This is a genomic window from Nocardia salmonicida (assembly GCF_036142455.1).
GTDB lineage: Bacteria > Actinomycetota > Actinomycetes > Mycobacteriales > Mycobacteriaceae > Nocardia > Nocardia salmonicida.
The window spans coordinates 3,633,311-3,654,055 of record NZ_CP108014.1 but is presented as its reverse complement, the minus strand read 5'-3'; the positions used below and the strand labels follow the sequence as shown (position 1 = coordinate 3,654,055).

At 68.4% G+C, this 20,745-nt stretch carries 20 protein-coding genes; 18 read left to right on the top strand and 2 right to left on the bottom strand.

Features of this window, described 5'->3' with window-relative positions; translation table 11 throughout:
* Positions 1-10: 10 nt before the first annotated feature.
* Positions 11-583: an adenine phosphoribosyltransferase gene (locus OHS03_RS17340; RefSeq protein WP_328663981.1), complete on the top strand. Its 573-nt coding sequence runs from the start codon at positions 11-13 to the stop codon at positions 581-583.
* 7 nt (positions 584-590) lie between these two features.
* Here OHS03_RS17340 and OHS03_RS17335 read toward each other — a convergent pair whose 3' ends face one another.
* Complete coding sequence (locus OHS03_RS17335; protein WP_328663979.1) at positions 591-1,199, bottom strand: GNAT family N-acetyltransferase; 609 nt, start codon at positions 1,197-1,199, stop codon at positions 591-593.
* 224 nt (positions 1,200-1,423) lie between these two features.
* Between OHS03_RS17335 and OHS03_RS17330 the strand changes: the two genes are divergently transcribed.
* Positions 1,424-3,094: an ABC-F family ATP-binding cassette domain-containing protein gene (locus OHS03_RS17330; RefSeq protein WP_328663978.1), complete on the top strand. Its 1,671-nt coding sequence runs from the start codon at positions 1,424-1,426 to the stop codon at positions 3,092-3,094.
* Here OHS03_RS17330 and OHS03_RS17325 read toward each other — a convergent pair.
* Positions 3,012-3,461, bottom strand: coding sequence for a nuclear transport factor 2 family protein (locus tag OHS03_RS17325; protein WP_328663975.1), 450 nt, complete (start codon positions 3,459-3,461; stop codon positions 3,012-3,014). The genes OHS03_RS17330 and OHS03_RS17325 overlap by 83 nt on opposite strands.
* An 86-nt stretch (positions 3,462-3,547) precedes the next feature.
* Between OHS03_RS17325 and OHS03_RS17320 the strand changes: the two genes are divergently transcribed.
* The 16 genes from OHS03_RS17320 to OHS03_RS17245 all read left to right on the top strand — a co-directional run bounded on the left by OHS03_RS17320 (position 3,548) and on the right by OHS03_RS17245 (position 20,739).
* Complete coding sequence (locus OHS03_RS17320; protein WP_328663973.1) at positions 3,548-4,063, top strand: winged helix-turn-helix transcriptional regulator; 516 nt, start codon at positions 3,548-3,550, stop codon at positions 4,061-4,063.
* A 95-nt stretch (positions 4,064-4,158) separates the two neighbouring features.
* On the top strand, positions 4,159-5,106 hold the full coding sequence (locus OHS03_RS17315; protein WP_062987309.1) for a hypothetical protein: 948 nt from the start codon (positions 4,159-4,161) through the stop codon (positions 5,104-5,106).
* Positions 5,103-6,419, top strand: coding sequence for an adenylosuccinate synthetase (locus OHS03_RS17310; protein WP_328663971.1), 1,317 nt, complete (start codon positions 5,103-5,105; stop codon positions 6,417-6,419). Before OHS03_RS17315 ends, OHS03_RS17310 begins: the two co-directional genes overlap by 4 nt.
* 58 nt (positions 6,420-6,477) lie before the next feature.
* Positions 6,478-7,107, top strand: coding sequence for an NUDIX hydrolase (locus OHS03_RS17305; protein WP_301901546.1), 630 nt, complete (start codon positions 6,478-6,480; stop codon positions 7,105-7,107).
* Positions 7,108-7,319: 212 nt separating this feature from the next.
* Positions 7,320-8,336 carry an alkaline phosphatase family protein gene (locus OHS03_RS17300; protein WP_328663969.1) on the top strand — a complete coding sequence of 339 codons (1,017 nt, stop codon included), beginning with the start codon at positions 7,320-7,322 and terminating at the stop codon, positions 8,334-8,336.
* Between the two features lie 276 nt (positions 8,337-8,612).
* A complete protein-coding gene (locus OHS03_RS17295; protein ID WP_056810731.1) occupies positions 8,613-10,985 on the top strand; it encodes a RelA/SpoT family protein in 2,373 nt (790 codons plus the stop codon).
* 200 nt (positions 10,986-11,185) lie between these two features.
* On the top strand, positions 11,186-12,835 hold the full coding sequence (locus OHS03_RS17290; RefSeq protein ID WP_328663967.1) for a cutinase family protein: 1,650 nt from the start codon (positions 11,186-11,188) through the stop codon (positions 12,833-12,835).
* 55 nt (positions 12,836-12,890) lie between these two features.
* On the top strand, positions 12,891-14,177 hold the full coding sequence (locus tag OHS03_RS17285; protein ID WP_328663965.1) for a DUF8176 domain-containing protein: 1,287 nt from the start codon (positions 12,891-12,893) through the stop codon (positions 14,175-14,177).
* A 9-nt stretch (positions 14,178-14,186) separates the two neighbouring features.
* Positions 14,187-15,041 (top strand): MinD/ParA family ATP-binding protein, encoded by an 855-nt coding sequence (locus OHS03_RS17280; RefSeq protein WP_056810726.1) that lies wholly within the window; start codon positions 14,187-14,189, stop codon positions 15,039-15,041.
* Positions 15,038-15,679: a hypothetical protein gene (locus tag OHS03_RS17275; protein ID WP_328663963.1), complete on the top strand. Its 642-nt coding sequence runs from the start codon at positions 15,038-15,040 to the stop codon at positions 15,677-15,679. The genes OHS03_RS17280 and OHS03_RS17275 overlap by 4 nt, the downstream gene beginning before the upstream one ends.
* A gap of 94 nt (positions 15,680-15,773) precedes the next feature.
* Positions 15,774-16,067, top strand: a complete 294-nt coding sequence (locus tag OHS03_RS17270) for a hypothetical protein (protein ID WP_056815437.1) — start codon at positions 15,774-15,776, stop codon at positions 16,065-16,067.
* A gap of 8 nt (positions 16,068-16,075) precedes the next feature.
* Complete coding sequence (locus OHS03_RS17265) at positions 16,076-16,321, top strand: hypothetical protein (RefSeq protein WP_371852067.1); 246 nt, start codon at positions 16,076-16,078, stop codon at positions 16,319-16,321.
* Positions 16,322-16,329: 8 nt separating this feature from the next.
* Complete coding sequence (locus OHS03_RS17260) at positions 16,330-16,926, top strand: DUF8175 domain-containg protein (protein ID WP_082843851.1); 597 nt, start codon at positions 16,330-16,332, stop codon at positions 16,924-16,926.
* On the top strand, positions 16,923-17,738 hold the full coding sequence (locus tag OHS03_RS17255; protein WP_328663961.1) for a DUF8175 domain-containg protein: 816 nt from the start codon (positions 16,923-16,925) through the stop codon (positions 17,736-17,738). The genes OHS03_RS17260 and OHS03_RS17255 overlap by 4 nt, the downstream gene beginning before the upstream one ends.
* A gap of 56 nt (positions 17,739-17,794) precedes the next feature.
* Entirely contained in the window at positions 17,795-19,246 is a 1,452-nt protein-coding gene (locus tag OHS03_RS17250) for a hypothetical protein (RefSeq protein ID WP_328663959.1), read from the top strand.
* Positions 19,243-20,739, top strand: coding sequence for an SCO6880 family protein (locus tag OHS03_RS17245; protein ID WP_328663958.1), 1,497 nt, complete (start codon positions 19,243-19,245; stop codon positions 20,737-20,739). Before OHS03_RS17250 ends, OHS03_RS17245 begins: the two co-directional genes overlap by 4 nt.
* Positions 20,740-20,745: the final 6 nt, after the last annotated feature.

Here is a 20,745-nt window from a genome sequence, read left to right as displayed (position 1 = left end):
AAGAGGGTTGATGAGCAAGCACGCGGTGGTCGAGTCCGAGGATCAGGCCAGTGAGCGGACCGCCGAGGCGGCCGAGGCGGTCACTCGGCTGACTCGCTGGCACGACGACTTCCCCACGCCGGGTGTGCGTTTCGCCGATCTCACCCCGGTCTTCGCCGACGCGGCCGGTTTCCGCGCGGTCATCGACTGCTTCGCCGCCATCGCCCCCGACGCCGACCTCGTGGCCGGTGTCGACGCGCGTGGCTTCCTGCTCGGCGCCGGCGTCGCGGCGACCCTCGGCACCGGGGTGCTCGCCATTCGCAAGGGCGGCAAGCTCCCGCCGCCGGTCGTCTCGCGCGAGTACGAACTCGAATACGGTTCCGCCGCACTGGAGATTCCCGCCGACGGCGTCGACCTCGCGGGCAAGCGAATCCTGCTGCTCGACGACGTCCTCGCCACCGGCGGCACCCTCGCCGCCGCGGCCGCCCTGTTCAAGGAGGTCGGCGCCGAGGTGGTAGCCGCCGCGGTGGTGATGGAGCTCGAGTTCCTGCAGGGCCGCGAGCACCAGGGTGACTACCCGGTGACCTCGATCGTCAGGCTCTGACCCGATCTCAGCGCGGTGTTCGCAGCATCGGCCAGAGCGGCGGGCCGTCCGGGAGATGGAGTTCGCCTGTCACCGCGAAGCCGAAGCGTTCGTAGTACGGAACGTTGACCGGGTTGCTGGATTCGAGATAGGCGAGGGCGCCCTCGGCGTCGACGGTCTCGAGCCGGGTGCGCAGCAGGGCGTGGCCGAAGCCGCCGCCTCTGGCATCGGGGGCGGTGCCGATCATTCCCAGGTACCAGTGTGGTTCGGTGGGGTGGTTCTTCTTCAGCAGGTCGCCGACTTGTTTGGCGGCCGGGACGCGGCGGCCGAAGGCGCGCCAGAGGCCGGGCAGCGTGCGAAGTTCGCTCATCGACGACTGCGCCGTATGCGGCGGGGTCCACAGGGCCGCGCCGCCCACCGTGCCGTCCGGGCGTAAGGCCACCTCGGACGCACCGCTGGGGACGAAGATATGGCGCGCCATAGTGGCGAAGAATCGGGGCAGACCGAGCGCGCGCCGGTGTGGGTCCGGCAGGATCCAGCTCATCACCGGGTCGTGCTGGAAGGCTTCGGCCAGTGTCCGCGCCGCCGCGTCGACGTCGCTCTGACCGGCCGTTCGCACCACAATCGTCTCCGACATCGCACTCCTCGACTAGGGGGCTGTGCTGTTCGAATTCAGACTAGCCGCGACATGAGCGGGCTCACAGGTCCGGAAAAAGGGGTGGCGCGCCGGGGCGTCGGGGTGTTATCAATGAAGGGTCTTGTTCCCGGCGATCGGAGTCACGCGTTGATTTCTTGAGGTAGCGCTCTCGGACGGTCCGCATTCTGCGCACCGTGTATCCGTCGCACCTCCAGGGGATCCGCATGACCTCTCTTTCTTTCTCCGATCTCACTTTTCACTGGCCGGACGGCACCGCTGTCTTCGACGGGCTCGATGCTGTCGTCGGACCTGGGCAGATCGGTCTGGTCGGCAGCAACGGCGCCGGAAAATCCACGCTGTTGCGGCTGGTGGCCGGCGAGCTGAAGCCGGTGCGCGGGTCGATCTCCGTGCCGGGCAGCCTCGGGTACCTGCGTCAGGACCTGGGCATGCGAACCGGTCAGCGGGTCGACGCCGTGCTCGGCATCGCCGAGGTGCGCAACGCACTGCACCGCATCGAAAGCGGTACCGGTGAGCCCGCGGACTTCGACACCGTCGGCACGGCCTGGCAGGTCGAGGACGAGGCCCTCGCGCTGCTCGGCAAGCTCGGGCTCGACTACGTCGCCGAGTCGGTCGAGGACCTGGACCGGACCCTCGACACCCTCTCCGGCGGCGAAACCGTACTGCTCGGCTTGGTCGCCGAGCTGTTGCGCGAGCCCGACGTGCTGTTGCTCGACGAGCCGACCAACAACCTCGACGCGGTCGCCCGGGGACGCCTCTACGAGGTGATCCGGCAGTTCGCGGGCACCGTGATCGTGGTCAGCCACGATCGGGATCTGCTCGACCGGATGGACGGCATCGCCGAACTGCGCGCGGGTGAGATCCGTTCCTTCGGTGGTGGTTTCAGCGATTACGAGCGGATCATCGAGGCCGAGCAGGAGTCGGCGCGCGCGGCCGTTCGTGACGCGCGCTCCGATGTGCGCAAGCAGGCGCGCGAACTCGTCGACGCGCGAACGAAACTGGACCGGCGGGCGCGCTTCGCCCAGAAGATGCAGGACAACAAGCGGGTCCCGAAAATTGTCGCGGGACTGCGCAAGAACGCCGCGGAGGTGTCGGCGGGCAAGCTGCGCAACTCCCACATCGACAAACTCGACTCCGCTCGCGAAACCCTCGGCCAGGCCGAGGAATTGGTGCGCGCGGACCGGGAGATCCGGGTCGAGCTCCCCGGCACCCGGCTGTATCCGGGCCAGGACGTGCTCGACCTCCAGCGGGTCGAGTTGGCCAACGGGCCGGTGGTCGATCTGCGCGTGAGCGGACCGGAGCGGATCGCGTTGACCGGCCGGAACGGGGCGGGCAAAACCACTCTGCTGCGCCGGATCGTCGCCGAGGAACCGAAGGTGGCGTGGCGGTTGCTGCCGCAGCGCCTCGACGTGTTCGACGAAACGCGGACGGTGTTCGACAACGTGGCCGCCGCCGCGCCGCACGCGACACCGGAACGGATTCGCGGTCAGCTCGCGCGCTTCCTGTTCCGCGGCGCCGACGCCGACATCGCCGCGGCCGCGCTCTCGGGCGGAGAACGGCTGCGCGCCGCCCTGGCGACCCTGTTGCTCGCCGAACCCGCCCCGAAGCTGCTGATGCTCGACGAACCCACCAACAACCTCGACCTCCCCAGCCTCGCTCACCTCACCCAGGCGCTGGCGAGCTTCGAGGGCGCGTTGATCGTGGTGAGCCACGACGAGCGCTTCCTCGACGACATCGGGGTGACCCGCAGGCTCGAGCTCACCCCGGACGGCCTGGTCGAAGACGGTCGGGTGCCTACCGAGCAGGGCGCGCGGCCCGGCGAATCGCTCCTGGATACCGGAGCAGATTCGGGCCCAACCACACCGCTACCGCGGTGAGCGCGAGCCAGGGCCGCAGATGTGGGCGCATCCGCCGGATGCGGCCGTCGGTATCGAGGTCGAGCACCATGGCCTCGGTCATCCGAAAGGGTCCGAACCTGGCTTCGCCCAAGAGAACTCGGGTGTCACCGGTGCCGAGAGTATGGGTCCACCGCAGATCGCTGACAGCTCGATAGACGAGGGTGAGCAACGGGGCGAGATCGTTTCGACCACGGAATACGAGCCGTCCCGACACCGGTGAGACGAGTTCGGCATCCTCGGTCAAGGTGTCGAGCAGGGCGGTGATGTCGTTGGTGGTGGTCGCGTGCCGGAATCGGGCCACCGAATCGATGGACACCGGATCGGCGAGGGCATCGGACATGGGCATTACACCTTCCTTTGTGGCGAATCGTTCAGGTGCCTCCTGACCGTAACCAGATGACTTGCAAAAAGCAATGGACTACCCTCGGTGCTATGGCAAAAGCGGACCTCGCCGATATCGCGTGCTCGATCGCGCGCACCGTAGGCATCGTGGGGGAGCGGTGGACTCCCCTGATTCTGCGCGACCTGTTCCTCGGCATCACCCGCTTCGAGGACCTGCGTCGCGATCTCGGTATCGCGTCGAACGTGCTGACCGACCGTCTTCGCACTCTGCGCGACCACGAGATCGTGGAAACCCGGGTGTATCAGGAGAACCCGACCCGCACCGAGTACGTCCTCACCGACCGTGGTCGCGATCTCTACCCGGTCCTGACCATGTTGCTGGCCTGGGGCGATCGCTGGCTGGCCGGGGACGACGGGCCACCGCTGTCGGTGGTCCACCGCGACTGCGGTCGGGTGACCGAGGGTGTCGTCGTCTGTCGCGAATGTGGCGCTCCCCTCGCCTCGGACAACGTCACGTGGCATCCCGGGCCCGGCGGTAAGCCCGGTCCGGGTGTTGCCCTCGTCGCCACGCGCTTGACGCCGCTGCCGGACGGCGGTTCCCCCTAGCGGGGAGTCCGGGCGAATCTGCTGGGGCGCCTTGACGATCATAGTTTTAGTGGAATAGACTAAAACAACGATCAAGGCGAGAGGGAGTGGTTCGGATGGGGTACGGGAATTGGGACGACACCGCCTACCGGGCGGGGAAGACGTTTCGGGCGCGGCAGGGGGTGGATGATTTCGGCTATACGGCCGAGATGCGGGCGAAGCCGTATGACACGTGGTGCGCGCACCCGTTGCTGGATCCGTTCGGAGTCGGCAAGCGCGAGTGCCGGGACTCGGCCGAGCACGGGAACTCGCTGCCGGTGGCCGTGCTGTTCGATGTGACCGGGTCGATGGGGCGGGTGCCGCGCATCATGCAGGACAAGCTCGGAAAACTGCACGGGCTGCTGAAGAACAAGGGGTACGCGCAGGATCCGCAGGTCCTGTTCGGCGCGATCGGTGACGCCGACACCGATCGGGTGCCGTTGCAGGTCGGGCAGTTCGAATCCGACAATCGGATGGACGAACAGCTGCGGGCGATCCTGCTCGAAGGCGGCGGTGGCGGACAGAAGTCCGAAAGCTATGAGCTGGCCGCCTATTTCATGGCCGAGCATGTCGCGACGGACGCCTGGGACAAGCGCGGCAAGAAGGGGTATCTGTTCCTGATCGGCGACGAGTTGAACAAGCCTCGCCTGGCCGCCCGGCACATCCGCGCGGTGGTCGGCGACCATGTGCGCCGCGATGTGTCCGTGGAGTCGATCTATCGCGAGCTCGAGCAGCGCTGGCACGTGTACTACATTCTGCCGAATCAGTCGTCGTACTACCGGGATCCGGAGATCGCCGAACACTGGCGGGCGTTGCTCGGGCAGAATTTCCTGAAACTCGACGACCCCGGCGCGGTCTGCGAATTGATCGCGCTGACCATCGGATTGGGCGAGGACCGGGTCGATCTCGATACCGGGCTGGCCGATCTGCGCGATGTCGGGTCGGGTGACGAGGCCGACGCGGTCGGCCGGGCGCTCGGCTCGAAGCCGACTCCGACGATGCGCGCGCTGCCGCCGGGGCGATGAGTTCGATGTTCGGTGAACGTCACCTCGTCGTCGTGGATCTCGGCTTCGGCGATGCCGGTAAGGGCGCGACGGTCGACTGGTTGTGCTCGGCCGAGGCGGATCTGGGAGTGTCGGCCGTCGTGCGGTTCAACGGCGGTGCGCAGGCCGCGCACAATGTCGTGGCAGACGGTCGCCACCACACCTTCGCGCAGTTCGGGTCGGGGACCTTCTCCGGGGTGCCGACCGTGTTGTCGCGGCACATGCTGGTCGAGCCGATCGCGCTCGCCGCCGAATCCGAGCAGTTGGCCGCGCTCGGTGTCCGCGACCCGCTCGGACTGCTCGCCGTCGACGGTCGCGCCCTGCTGACCACGCCGATCCACATCGCCGCGAACCGTGCGCGCGAAGACGCGAGGGGTGCCTCGCGGCACGGTTCCTGCGGTCGTGGCATCGGTGAAACAGCCTGGTACGCACTGGAACACGACGCGCCGACCGTGGCCGACTGCCGGGTGCCTGCCGTGCTGCGCGCCAAGCTGGATCGGCTCGCCGCGCACTACGACAGCCTCGTCGGGCCCAGCGCGCACGGATACGAATCGATCGACGCCCTGGTGGCGATGTACCGCGATTTCGCGCGAGCCGTCCGCATCACCGATGCGGCGGAACTCGCCCGGTCCGCGTGCGAGGGGCGATTGGTGTTCGAGGGTGCGCAGGGTGTGCTGCTCGACGAGTGGCGGGGCCTGCACCCGCACACCACGTGGTCGACGGTCGAGCCGCGCAACGCGCGCGCCATGATCCGCGAAATCGGCGGAAGCGCCGCGGTGCTCGGCGTCACCCGCACCTATATGACCCGGCACGGCGCGGGTCCGCTGCCGACCGAGGCGCTCCTCGGATTTCCCGAACCGCACAACGGCACCGGGCACTACCAGGGCGCGTTCCGGCAGGGGCACCTCGATCCGATCCTGTTGCGCTACGCCGTCGAGGTGTGTGGCGGGATCGACGGGTTGGTCGTCAACCACCTCGACCAGCCCGGAACTGTCTGTGCCGCACAGGCATACGACACGCCTGCGGGCGTAGTGACCGAACTCGTCCCCGGGCGGTGGCGTGATCTCGATCACCAGCAGCGGCTCACCGACCAACTCGTGGACGCGACACCGATTCTCGCGCCGGTCGACGACGACCCGGCAGCGTGGCTGGCCGAGCGGTTGCGGGTGCCGGTGGTGCTGACCGGTCACGGTCCGGATCGGCGCGACCGTGCTGTCGCGGCTGTCCCCGCCGACCGGAGGGGGCAGCCCGATGATGTCGGCAGGCAGGGAAGAATCGGGGCATGCGCACCGTGAAGCGCGGTATCGGCGCACTGTGCCCGGAGCAGGGCAGCTCGAGACAGGATGGGGTGACGTGGAGCAATCCGTTGTGTCGATCGATGTGGTGACCTTGCGGTGCTGGGACGCCGACAGCGGCGTTCGTCTCGGCATCGCCCCCCGCGAGTTCGAGCCGTTCACCGGCCGACTCGCGCTACCCGGCGTGCTGCTCGGCCGCGGCGAACGTCTCGTCGACGCCGCCCGACGCGCTGTCCACACCAAACTCGGGGTGCCGACCGAGGCGATCGGCGCGGTCGGCCAGCTCGTCACGTTCGACGAACCCCATCGAGACCCGCGCGGCCCGACGCTGGCCATCGCGATGTGGGCGGTGGTCGCCGAACACGAGGGCCCGGCCGAGTGGGTGGGCTTCGACGAGGTCCCGCCGCTGGCGTTCGACCACAACCGCATCGTCGAGACCAGCCGCGGCTTGCTGGCCGGACTCCTCTGGAAGGACGCGACGCTCACCCGAGCACTGGCGGGCACCGAGTTTCCCGCTACCCGTGCGGTCGATCTCAGTACCTCCCTGCACGGCGCTCGTCCCGACCCCGCCAACCTCAACCGCACGCTCGCCGCGATTCCCGGACTCGGTCGCACCGGGGAACGTCGCCGGGTGAAAGCCACCGGCAGACCCGCCGTGGTGTGGGCGTTCGACGTCGACGAGAACTGAGCGGCTCACCGCACAGCGGTGATTTCCAGGTCGTAGAGGGCGTAGGTGCGGAGGGCCACGAACCGCTGCTGATGTCAACGGAATTCGCGGCTCGACGCTGTGGTTCGCCGGTTGTTCAGCGAAGCGTCCAAGGGGTGCGAAGGCGATGAAACGTCGATGAACACCGTCGCGTCGGTCTCGCCGCGGCGGCACGGATCCCTCATCGTGATGGCATGCGCGAGATGTCGGCTCCGGCGGAAGTGCTTGTCGCGCTGGTGACCGCGTTGGTGACGATTCCGCTGGTCGGGTCGGCGGCGGGGTCGGTGGCGGCGTTCGACGATGTGGGGGCGACGGTCGACGCGGCCGCCGAGTTCGGGGCTCCTCGACGCGGGGTCGGCGAGGTGGTGAACAAGGTCGTCGTCATCGGGATCGATGGCCTGATGCTCGACAAGGCCGATTCGGCGCAGGCGCCGCGGTTGCGCCACCTCGCCGCGCAGGGGCTGCTCTCGCAGGGTGACATCGCGGGGCACATTACGATTTCCGGGCCGTCGTGGGCGAGCGCGCTGACCGGGGTGTGGGACACCGAGCACGGGATCACCGACAACGAATTCGACGCGAGTCCGTTCCTGGCACACCCGAGTGTGTTCACCCGGATCGAACGGGCCGACCCCGCCCGGTACACCGTGTCCATCGGCACCTGGCACCAGATCGCGACGATCGCCGCCACCGGTGACCGGCGCGCCGACGTCGCCCTCACCACCGTGCCGGTCGCCGACGACCCCGACGAATCGGCTACCGATGCCGCGACCGCGACCGACGTGGTGTCGGCGATCGAGCGTTGCGGCCCTGATCTGGTCTTCACCCACCTCGACCAGATCGACCTGGCAGGCCACCAGCACGGCGGTGCGTCCCGCGCCTACCTGGCCGCGATTCGCCGGGTGGACGCGCTGGTCGGCCAGATCGTCGCGGCGGTCGACCGGCGCGCGCAAGCCTTTCCCCGCGAGCAGTGGACCGTCTTGGTCACCACCGACCACGGACACCTCCCGACCGGCGGCCACGGGGGCCAGACCCCCGCCGAAACCGCCAACTTCGTCGTCGCCCGCGGCCCCGACTTCACCCCCGGCACCGTGACCAGCGCCCACACGCTGATCGATCTCACCCCCACCGTCCTCGACCTCCTCGCCGCCCCACCGGGCCGCCTGGACGGCCACAGCCTCCGCGCCCGCCCGACCCCCGCCGACGAGCGCTGACAGATCCCACGACTCGGGTCAGAACAAACCGCTGATCACGCTATGACGTGGGTAACTCATCGGGGACGACCAAAACCTGTCGAACACCTATCGGCAGGCCCGGAAACTCACTACGCTGCCCGGGAACGACCGGCAGAAACCGCGGAGTGGCGGATTAGCCGCAGGCCTGTGACCCCGGTGACTCGAACACCAGGTCGGTGCGGGGACTAAAGTTGAGGACCCGGCGGTTTGCAGCACTCGGCCGACAGGTCCGAATGCAGCGTGAGAGGTGGTGGCATGACTCGACAACTCGGCGAGGCGAAGGTCGGGCAGGAATCCACCGGCGCCACGCCAAGCGAAGGTGCCCCGGCGAAGACCCCCGAAACCGCCAAGCAGTCCCCGACAGCCTCGGTGCCCAGTTCGGCCTCCCGGCGCGTCCGTGCGCGGCTGGCTCGACGGATGACGGGTCAACGTGGGATCGCGGCGGTCAAGCCGGTGCTGGAACCGCTGGCCACCGTCCACCGCGAGCTGTACCCCAAGGCCAACCTCGGCCTGCTCCAGCGCGCCTTCGACGTCGCCGACGAGCGCCACGCCAAACAGTTCCGCAAGTCCGGCGACCCCTACATCACGCATCCGCTCGCGGTCGCCAACATCCTCGCCGAACTCGGCATGGACACGACCACCCTGGTCGCGGCCCTGCTGCACGACACCGTCGAGGACACCGGCTACTCCCTCGAGCAGCTCAAGGAGGAGTTCGGCCAGGAAGTCGCCCACCTCGTCGACGGCGTCACCAAACTCGACAAGGTCAACCTGGGCGCGGCGGCCGAAGCCGAGACCATCCGCAAGATGATCATCGCCATGGCGCGTGACCCGCGCGTGCTGGTGATCAAGGTCGCCGACCGGTTGCACAACATGCGCACCATGCGCTTCCTGCCGCCGGAGAAGCAGGCCAAGAAGGCCAAGGAGACCCTGGAGGTGATCGCGCCGCTGGCGCATCGCCTCGGTATGGCGACCGTCAAATGGGAGCTCGAGGACCTCGCCTTCGCGATCCTGCACCCCAAGAAGTACGACGAGATCGTGCGCCTGGTCGCCGACCGCGCGCCCTCGCGCGACACCTATCTGGCGAAAGTGCGCGCCGAGATCACCAACACCCTGGCCGCGTCGCGGATCAACGCGATCGTCGAGGGCAGGCCCAAGCACTACTGGTCGATCTATCAGAAGATGATCGTCAAGGGCAAAGACTTCGATGACATCCATGACCTGGTCGGCATGCGCATCCTGTGCGAGGAAGTGCGTGACTGCTACGCCGCGGTCGGGGTCGTGCACTCGCTGTGGCAGCCCATGGCTGGCCGGTTCAAGGACTACATCGCGCAGCCGCGCTACGGGGTCTACCAGTCGCTGCACACCACCGTGGTCGGCCCCGACGGCAAGCCGCTGGAAGTGCAGATCCGCACCCAGGACATGCACCGGACCGCCGAGTTCGGCATCGCCGCGCACTGGCGGTACAAGGAGACCAAGGGCAAGCATTCCGGTGACGCCGCCGAGGTCGACGACATGGCGTGGATGCGTCAGCTGCTCGACTGGCAGCGTGAGGCGGCCGACCCCGCGGAGTTCCTGGAATCGCTGCGCTTCGACCTGAAGTCGCCGGAGATCTTCGTGTTCACGCCCAAGGGCGACGTGATCACGCTGCCGCAGAAGTCGACCCCGGTCGACTTCGCCTACGCCGTGCACACCGAGGTCGGGCACAAGTGCATCGGCGCGCGGGTGAACGGGCGCCTCGTGGCACTGGAACGGCAGTTGGAGAACGGCGAAGTCGTCGAGGTGTTCACCTCCAAGGCGCAGAACGCCGGACCGAGCCGTGACTGGCAGAAGTTCGTGGTCTCCCCGCGGGCGAAAGCCAAGATTCGCCAATGGTTTGCCAAGGAGCGGCGCGAGGAAGCGCTCGAGAGCGGCAAGGAGCAGATCTCCAAGGAGGTCCGCCGCGTCGGGCTGCCGCTGCAGCGGTTGATGAGCGTCGAGGCGATGACCGCGGTCGCGCACGAGCTGCACTACAGCGACATCTCCACGCTCTACACCGCTGTCGGCGAGCACCAGGTGTCGGCTCACCATGTGGTGCAGCGGCTCATGGCCCAGCTCGGCGGCATCGGCGATGTCGAGAACGAGCTGGCCGAGCGGTCGACGCCGTCGACCACGCCCAGCAGGCAGCGGGTCACCGGTGATGCCGGTGTGCTCATCCCCGGTGCGCCGGGGACGGTCGCCAAGCTGGCCAAGTGCTGCACGCCGGTGCCGGGCGACGAGATCATGGGCTTCGTCACCCGTGGTGGCTCGGTGAGTGTGCACCGCACCGACTGCACCAACGCCGATTCGCTGCAGGAGCAGTCGGAGCGGATCATCGACGTCGAATGGGCGCCCTCGCCCTCGTCGGTGTTCCTGGTCGCCATCCAGATCGAGGCGCTCGACCGCACCCGATTGCTCTCGGATGTGACCAAGGTGCTGGCCGACGAGAAGGTCAACATCCTGTCCGCCTCGGTGGCCACGCACGGTGACCGCGTCGCGATCAGCAAGTTCACCTTCGAGATGGGCGACCCCAAGCACCTGGGCCATCTGCTCAATGTGGTGCGCAACGTCGAAGGTGTCTACGACGTGTATCGGGTGACCTCCGCCGCCTGACCTCGACCACGGCCCGGGCATTCTCGCCTCGCGAGGGTGCCCGGGCCGCTGTCTGTCCAGGTGATCGCCGAAAAGTTGCCGGCCGCAGCGGGTTTGCCGGGGGCAGTGAAAGGGCCGATTAGGGCAGCGGTTGGGTTACCCGGAATCTGTTACGGTTTAGTGCGTTTCAACGCTCCACTGGTCAGCCGAAACGGACTGTGATGCGGATCGATATGGCTCGGTGCACGACACGACTCACGGGGACGCTGATAGCGTTCACCGTCGCTTCGCTGTCGGTTACGGCGGGGGTGGCCGGTGCGGAAGACCGTACACCCACCACGCCGTCTACGCAGGTATCTATCGCGGCGTGTCCGGCGCTGTACGCCTTGGGAATTCAGGGCACGGGCGAGTCGTCGCCCGACGCGGCGCCGAGCACCGATACCGGGATGCTGTCGACGGTGTTCCGTCCGATGATGGCCGGCGCGCCCGACGCGGGACTCGTCGATCGTGCGTATGTGCCCTACGAGGCGGGTTTCGGCGGCGCGGTCCAGGGCGGGGCGGTGCCGTACACGGAATCGGTCGCGGGTGGGTTGGAGCGACTCCGCTCGATGGCGACCCAGGTGATCCACCGCTGCCCGGACTCCCGGATCGCGGTCGTCGGGTACTCCCAAGGCGCCCACGTCGCCTCGCTGTTCGCCCAGGAGGTCGGCGCGGGCGGCGGTGCGGTGCCCGCGGACAAGGTCGCCGCGGTCGCGTTGTTCGCCGACCCGACCCGCGGCGAGAACGCGCCGCTGTTCCCCGGCGCACCCGACCGGTCCTCGCCGCTGGCCGCGCCCGGAACCTCCGGCGAGGCGCTGACCGCCATCGGTGAGGTGCGTCAAGGTCTCGCGTCCGGCGGCGGACTCGCTCCGCGGAGCGAGCAGACCGACGACTTCGGCAAACTCACCGGTCGCGTCGCAAGCTTTTGCGCCACAGGCGATCTCGCGTGCGACGCTCCCCAGGGCGCGCCGATCGTGCGGGCCGTCACCAACCTCATGAGCCAGACGAAACTCTCCGGCGGCGACCCGATCGGCTCGTTGACCTCGATCGCGCAGGCGCTGGCGTTCACCTCCATCAAAACCGCCACCGCGGTGGTCCAGGAGGACATCTCCGGCACCACCCTGGGTGATGTGTCGATCTCGCCGAAGAAGTCGATCTCGCAGCGACTGTCCGACGCCTCGGACCCGAACAGCAAGCTCGATATGAACGCCGCGTACCGGGCGCTGCTGAAGGTGGGCATGATCGGTCTCAACGCCGTCGCCACCGTGGTGAAGTCGGTGATCAGCCCCGCGAGCATCAGCGAATTGGCCACGGCCACACTGTCGAATCCGCTGGCCGGGCTGACGCTGCTCGGGACGAAACTGGTAGGCGCGGTCCCGCAACTCGTTCCGCCGACCACCGGGGTGCGGCTGGTCAACGAGGCGTTCACCGCGGTCCAGCAGAACGTCACCGACAACGCCGAGCTCCTCGACGTCACCACCTGGGTGCGCTACTGGAACACGCTGCAACGCCATGACGCGTACTCGCGCATGGGCGTCGGCGCGAACGGCGCGACACCGACCCAGTACGTGGGCGAGTGGTTCGCCGCGCTGGCCCGCGACGCGGCAGGCGCTTCCGGGAAGGGCGCGGTACCGGTCGGCGGGTCCGACTCGCGTGGTATGGGAATATTCCAGAGCCCGAACGGCGCGTCTCCGACACCCAAACCCTCCGGTGGGGGACAATTTCCGTTCGGGACAGGAGCCGATGGCGCCTCATCCGGCGGCGCGACGACTCCGCCTGCCGCGACACCCGTAACCACCGCACCCACCACCCGTCCGTTCTCTGTGAACTGATCACCGAGAGGTCTTCGATGCGAACTGTGCCCGGCGCCGTGGAAAGGGGGGAATGTTGAAGTCGTACAACGAATTGTCGCGCTGGTACTCGGCGCTGGAGCCCGAGTCCGATACCGGTGCCCCCGCGCGCCCGGGCACCACCGAACCGGTGGCGGGCGACGACGACAGCATCGACCGAAATTCGACGAGTCCCGACTCCACCCCGATGCCGGAACCCGCGCCGGTAGGGGAGCGTCAGCCGGAACCGTTCAGCCTCGACCTCGACGATCAGTCGAACGCCACCGGTGACTCGCACAGCCGGGCCACGGGACATCAGTCGAAAGTTGTCAGCGACCCACGCGACTCGAACACCGAGTCCAAATCGAAAATCGGCGATCCGGACGGCGGGAACGCCGAGCCTCGGTCGAACGCCGTCGACGAACGGGACGGCTGGAACGTCGAGCCGAAGCCGAATGTCGACGACGACCGCCGACCCGTTCAGCACCTGTCGGACGTGAAGGGCGACCCGTTCGATCGAGCCACCGAGTTCGATGACGCGACAACTGAATCCGCCGACTTCGCTCCGACCGACTACGGAAAGCGGCCCCACCCGGTCGAACCCGACCCGATACCACCGCCCCCCGCGCAACTGGCCGGACGTCGCAGCGACTTCACCGGCGGCTGGTCGGACTGGGTCGCCGAGCCGGCACCCGGCCCCGATGACGACTACGACGCCGAACTCGTCCAGTTCCCCTGGCCCGAGGCCGCCGCCGACGAATACGACGACGCCCGCGTGCTCGAACCCTCCGGCGCGCTGCGCGCGAGCCGGAAACGGCAGCGCGCCTGGGTGGTTCTCGTGGTTTCGGTGCTGGTGCTCGTCCTCGCCGCGACCGGTGTGTTCCTCTTGCTCTTCGGACGCGGCGACGGCGACGAGGCCCGGCACGCCGCCCCGCCGCTGCATTTCACCGCGGGCAACCTGACCGCCGACACCGCGGGCTCGTGCCCGACCGAACGCACCGACATCGTGGTGCGCAGCGCGGAGGCGGGCGGCACCGGCTCGGGCCCCGACGCCGTGCTCGCCTTCCAATACGCCTACTACGTGACCCGATCGGGGGAGCAGGCCAGAGCGGTGGCCACCCCCGACGCCGACGTCTCGCCGGCCGCCGTGATCCAGCGCGGTATCGACACCATCCCGGTGGGGACCACCCACTGCGTGCGGATCACCACTGTCGCGGCCGACCGGTACACGGTGGAGGTCACCGAGTTCCGGCCCGCGGGCGCACCGGCCACCTACACCAAGCAATCGGTGCGAACAGCGCTGGTCGGCGATCGCACGCTCATCACGGGCATCGCGGCAGGGTAAGGAGAGGCGATGACAGACGACTGGAGCCGATGGCTCGACGAGGCCCCCGAGGGGGACCCGTCCGATGACCTGGCGCGTGATCCGGCTCCGGTGGTGCGGTTGCGGCGTCGCAACGGTGAGCGCCGCGACGGTACCCGCAGGCCGATCCTGGTGGTCGGTGGCTGCGGCGGTGCGGGTACGACAACGACCGTGCTCGGCCTGGCCGCGGAGTTGGTCACCGCGGGTGCCACGACGGTGGCGGTCGACGCGACCGCCGCGGGCAGCGATATCGCCCTGCGCGGCGCCGACAAACACCTGCACCCGGTGAATCTGCAGTCCTGGGTATACGGCCGCGGCGACGACGAACCGGCACCGCTCGAGGAGTGCCTTTCCCGTTCCACCTCCGGTTTCGGGCTGCTGTGGCGCGACGCGACCCCGCTGCGTCGGCGCGCGACATTTCTCACTGTCGCGCGGGCGCTGGACACCGGGGGGTACACGGCGGTGTACGACGGCGGCAACCCGATTGCCGGACGGCAACTGCGCCCCCTGCTCGACGATGCCGATATCGCACTCGTCCTTGCCATTCCGGCCCGCGTCGACGCCGCCAACCGGCTGCGTGTGACCCTGGAATGGCTCGACGACCACTACGGTGACGACGGCGCCGGTGTAGTGGCCGACACCACCATCGTCGTCTCGCACCAGTACTCGCACGACGACTCGCGCGTAGCGGAGCATTTGCGCGAGCATCTGTCCGGCTGGGTGCGCGAGGTCGTCGAGATCCCCTACGACCCGCATCTCGCGCGCGGGGAACTCGTCCGCCACGCCGAGCTCGCCGAGGCGACGCGTTCGGCGTATGCGAGCTTGCTCGCGGGGGTGGCATCATGACGGCAGCCATGAATCTTCGTCGTCGTCGTGAACCGGACGCCCCCGCCGGTGTAGTCGCGCCGCCAGAATCGCTGCGCGCCAAGATCTGGGAGCGACCGGTGCCCGGGGTCGGCCGGGCGCCGCTGGTGTGGTTGCTCGGGGTGCACGGAGGCGCAGGCGCGACCACCCTGGCGCACGTGCTCGCGCCCGCCGCCGACGCGCGCGGGCGCTGGCCCGGCGTGTTCGACCGGGAGTCCCCCTATGTCGTGCTGGTCGCCAGGGAAACCATCTCCGGACTCACCCGCGCGCACGATCTGCTGCGCCAGCACCACGCCGGGCTCGCGGGCCCCGCACTGGTTCTCGGCCTGATCACCGTCGCCGCGCGCCCTGGCCGGATGGCGCCGGAGATCCGGCGCTACCGGGAGGTGGTCGGCTCGCTGGCCGGGCACGTCTGGCAGGTGCCATGGTTCGAGGAATGGACTCTGGTGGAGTCCGACGCGCTTCCGGTGTGGTCGCCGGGCGACGAGGTGGCGGTCAAGAAACGCCGCCCCGACCCGCTCGACGACGTGCCGGTAGAAATCGGTGACCTCGGTACCGATGTGGTCGCCGCGATCCGCACCAGTCTCGGCCCGCCCACCTCGGGCGGGGGTCGATCATGAACGCCGGGCGGTTCACCGGTCGGTGGTGTACAAACGTGTGTCGTCGTCGAAGTGTTTGTGGCACAACACCTTTACAGTGGGAGAAAGGCACCCGATGAGCATGCTCCTCCTCGCCGTGCAGGACACGTACGGCACCGTGCTGGCCCAGGTCGGTAATCCGACTCCGGAAGCTCCGCCCGGCTCGGAGAAGATTCTGCAGCTGGTGCGTTACCTCACCTGGTTCGTCCTGTTGTCGGGCATCTGCGGCATCACCTACGCGGGCGGCAAGTTCGCGTGGGAGCGCTGGACCGGTGGTGGTCTCGAGTCGCCGAAGATGGTGGCGGGCGCCATGATCGGCGGCGTCGTCGCGACCAGCGCGGGCACGATCATGAGTGCGGTCATCGGTTAGTGATCACCGTGCTCGCCTACAAACAGATCCCGGCCGACGTGTTGGCGCCGATGATGCAGTTGCTCAACTGGCTGCTCTGGTTCGTCCTGCTGTCGTGCCTGGCCTGGATGATCCTGTCGGCGGGTCGATTGTGGATCGCGTTCCGCAGCGACCTCGCCGTGAACGACGCCTCACACGGCGTCCTGATGAGTCTGATCGGTGCTTCGGTGGCCAGTACCGCGTCCGCGATCGCGCTGGCCTTCCTGCCGGCATGAATTCCACAGTGACACGACCGGTTGCGGTCGGTATCGCATTGCTCGCGGCAGCCGTCGGCTGTGGCGGCGGTGGTGATACCGGCCCCGACCTGACAGCCGCACCGACCGGGATCGGCTGGCAGGACTACCAGGGCATCTCCCTGCCGCACACCGACCAGGGCCCGAAAACGGTGGACCAGGGAGCCGCGACCGGTTTCGAGCATTCCCCGCGCGGGGCCGGGCTGGCGGCGCTGACCCACACCATCCGGTTGTCGGTGGCGCCGGACAGTCAGTGGGCCCAGGTGGTGAACGCCGAACTCGTCCCCGGACCGGCACGTGACGAGTGGGCGATCAACCGAGTACAGCTGTCGATCACCGGACCCGCTACGGCGGAGTACGCGCCGAAATTGTTGGGTTACAAAATTACCGAATATCGTGACGAGCGAACGACAGTCGACGTCTATACCGAATACTCCGACCGGTCACGGGCGGTGAACCACACCACGGTCAGCTGGTACGGCGGAGACTGGCGACTGCAGTTACCCGATCCGCGCTCGGTCGACCGACCGGTCGACCCGATCGACGAATTACCGCAAGACATCGTGACATTGGAGGCACCGCAGTGAGCGAGAAGGAGCCGGGCACGCGCGACCGCGCGTCCTTCGGCATGATCGCCTCCGGTGCCCTGCTCGCCTTGATCATGGTCGTCGGCGCCGTCGTGTACTTCAGTCGCGACGGCGACAGCGCCGTGGACAACGCGCCGCCGCCCGCCCAGGCCGAGGGCGGAACGGGTTTCGCCGAACCCGATGTCGACCTGCTCGGCAGGCGGGTGGACATCCCGAACAACCCGGCGGGTCAGCCGCTGGCCCAGGAACCGGGTACGCAACGTACCGCCGCGGACCCGGATTGGCTGATCGGCGCGCCGAGGGGCACCACGAAACCGCACGGCTGGCAGCGTGTCTACGGCGCGTCGGTGCCGTTCTCCACTTCCGACGGGCCGTCGCGGATCGAAGACGGACTCGCCGTCGGCTACGCGCGCACCCCACAGGGCGCCGCGCTGGCCGCCGCGCAGATCACCTACCGGCTCAACGCCCGCCCGGGCGACCGCGACCTGTATGTGACGCAATTGCGGGTCAGCACAGCGCAATTGGCCGCCTACGACTCCGCGCTGTCGGGTGACAAGCTGCCCGCGCAGCAGCCGAAGAAGGTGACCCAGTACTTCGTGGCGTCCGACGCGTTCAAGATCGACGACTTCGCCGACGATCTGGCGATCGTGCGGCTCGCCTCGCGCGGCCCGGTGATCGACGGCAAGCAGTTGTACGCCGCGATGCGGATGATCGTGGTGTGGGACGCCGGTGACTGGCGGCTCAAACCATCGACGACAGCAAATACCCAGACCGAGTACGTGGAATCGCTGGCGGGGTGGACGACATGGTGATCGAGGTACAGCACAGCCCGGATCGATTCCGCGCGGACCATCGAGGGGTGCCAACTATGCTGAGGCGGATCGTCACCATTTTCGCGGTGATCTTCACCGTGATGATCGCGACGCCGACGGTGGCCTACGGCCAGACCTACGGCTTCGACGAGGCGTGCAACGAACTGCACGACACCCTCGACAGCGTCGCGATCCCCGGAGTCTCGCTCGGCGACGCGGCATCGGCGGTGTGTAAGGCGGGCAATGCCGCCTCCCATCCCGGCGACGCGGCCACCGCGGTCAAGGACAAGGCGTGGGATTCGACCTTCGGCAAGGTGGTCGACTCGCTGATGAAGGGCCTCGGCGAGGCGCTGATCCTGGCGTTGACCTTCTGGATGAAGGTGCCCAACGAGGCGGTGAGCGACTCGGGGGCACTGTTCACCAAGATCAACGACTACACCTATCAGATCCAGATATTGTTGTTGATCGCCTCGGTGATCATCACCGGCGGCAGATTGGCCGAAGCCAGACGCGGGGCGGCCGTGAGCGAGGCCGCCGAATCGTTCCGCCTGTTTGCCAGAGTGGTGTTCAGTTCGTGGATGCTGGGCGCGGTGATCGTCGCGGGTACGCGAGCCTCGGACAAGTTCTCCGAGTGGATCATCGAGGACGCCACCGGCGGCAATGCCAAGAACATGGCCGAGTTGATGGTGAAAACCAGTAAGTTGCAGGCTTTTTCGCCGGGTCTGGTGCTGATCATCGCCATCGTCGGATTGCTCGGCGCGCTCGCCCAGATCGTGCTCGCCATCGTTCGGCAGGGTCTGCTCGTGGTCGCCGCGGGCGTGTTGCCGCTGGCGGCCGCCGCGTCGGCGACCGGAACGGGCAAGCAGTCGTATCAGAAACTGGTCGGCTGGATCATCGCGTTCATGCTGTTCAAACCGGTGGCCGCGATCGTGTACATGATCGCGTTCACCACCGCGGGCCATGTCGACGAGACCACGGAGTCCGGCGGACTGCCCAGCGGCGAGGACGCGCAGCGGATGCTGGTGGCGCTGGTGCTGCTGTGCAGCGTGGCGTTCGTGCTGCCCGCGCTGATGCGCCTGGTCGCACCCGCGGTGGCCACGGTCGGCACCGGTGGTTCGGGTCTGATGGTGGCCGGTGGTGCGGCAGTCGGCGCGATGGCGCTGGGTGCGATCGGCACCAAGGCCGTCGCATCCCGGCCCGCGGCGGCACCCGGTTCGGCGGGTTACTTCGGTAGTGGCGGTGCGGGTCCGCGGCCCGGTGGGCCCGGCGGCGGCGCGGGTGGCGGCGGTGGCGGCGCGCAACGGCCGACGCCACCACCGCGCGGAGGTGCTCCCGCACCCGCGACGACCAGTTCGGGCTCGGTGCCCGCGGGCGCGGCCCGCAATGTGGCGGCCGCGCGGACCGCGGCCAACACCACCGGGCGCGCGGACCAATCGATGGGCGACGTCGCCGGTGACCGCTGGGCGAATCGTTCACCCGACCTCGGCAGGAGCACGATTCCGCGATGACGACATCGGCGACCGACACCTACGAGCGCCGCTCGTACGGGCTGTGGCAGAAACCGCGCAGCGCGGGCCTTTTCGGCCTGCGCTGGGAAGAGACCGTGATCGGTTTCGTCGTGGTGATCACGGCACTGATCTGCGCGATGGTCGGTGGATTCAAATGGGGCTTCGTCGTCGGCGGGCTCGGTGCGCTGGTCATGGTGCCCCTGGTGTGGCGGACGGGGGGCCGCTCGGGCTATGAGACGGGACTGATGATGTTCAACTGGAGGCGCTCGCGCAACAACGGCGAGCACGTGTATCGCGGCGGCCGGTTCTCCCGGATCCCCGGTGGTGTCACGAAATTGCCAGGGCTGCTCGCTCCGTCGAAGCTCTATGAAGGCATCGACGCCGGCGGCTATCACTTCGGGATGATCCACCTGCCCGCGTTCGCGCAGTACACGGTGGTGTTGCGGGCCTGGCCGCAGGGGCACGAGGCAGTGGACCAGCCGGTGATCGATCGCTGGGTCGCGGCCTGGGGCACCTTCCTCGCCTCGGTCGGCCAGACCAGCGACATCGTCGCGGTGGTGCCGGTGATCGACACGGTGCCCGAGACCGGAAACCGTTTGCTCAACGAGGTTTCCACGATCACCCGCCCCGAAGCTCCCGAGCTGGCCCAGCAGGTGATGTACGAGCTGGCCACCGAATTGCCGCAGGAGCGGGTGCAATTGCTGCCGCGGGTGGCGATCACGTTCAAGGCGACCACCGCCGAGCGGCGCAAGAATCCGGCCGAGGAAGCGGTGGAGATCGGGCGCAGGCTGCCCGGTATCTGCGCGGCGCTGGCCGAGGCGGGTGTGCGGGCGCAGCCGATGTCGGCCGAGGAGGTCATCTCCTTCATCCGCCGCAGCTACGACCCGGCCGCGCAGGCCGATCTCGAAGTGGCCGCGGCCGATCCCGGTGGGCACGGCCTCGGCTGGGACGACGCGGGCCCGGTGTCCTACGACGAGAAGTGGGATCACCTGATCCACGACGGTGGTCGCTCGGTGACCTGGGAGATGGACGCGGCGCCCGAGGGCGCGGTGGACGAGCGGGTACTGCAGCGGCTGCTCGCGCCCAATCCCGAAGTGCCACGCAAACGCATCGCGATCGTCTACCGGCCGCACTCGGCCGCCGACGCCGCCGAGATCGTCGACGACGACTTCAAGAACGCGCTCGTCGCGCAGCAGAGCGAACGCGGTGTGGTCTCGGCGGCGGCGACGCTGCGAGTCGGCGCCACCCAGCAGGCGCGCGAGGAACAGGCACGCGGACACGGTGTCACCCGTTTCGGCGCGCTGGTCACCATCACCGAACCGCTGCGCGGTGACCTGCCACGCATCGAGGCCATCACCCGTGACCTCTCCACGCAGGCGCGGCTCAAGATCCGGCGCTGCTACCGGTACCAGTCCGCGGCGTTCGCGGCATCTCTCGGTTGCGGCGTGATCCTGCCCGAACACGCAACCATTCCGAAGGCATTGGCGGGGTGAGGCGAT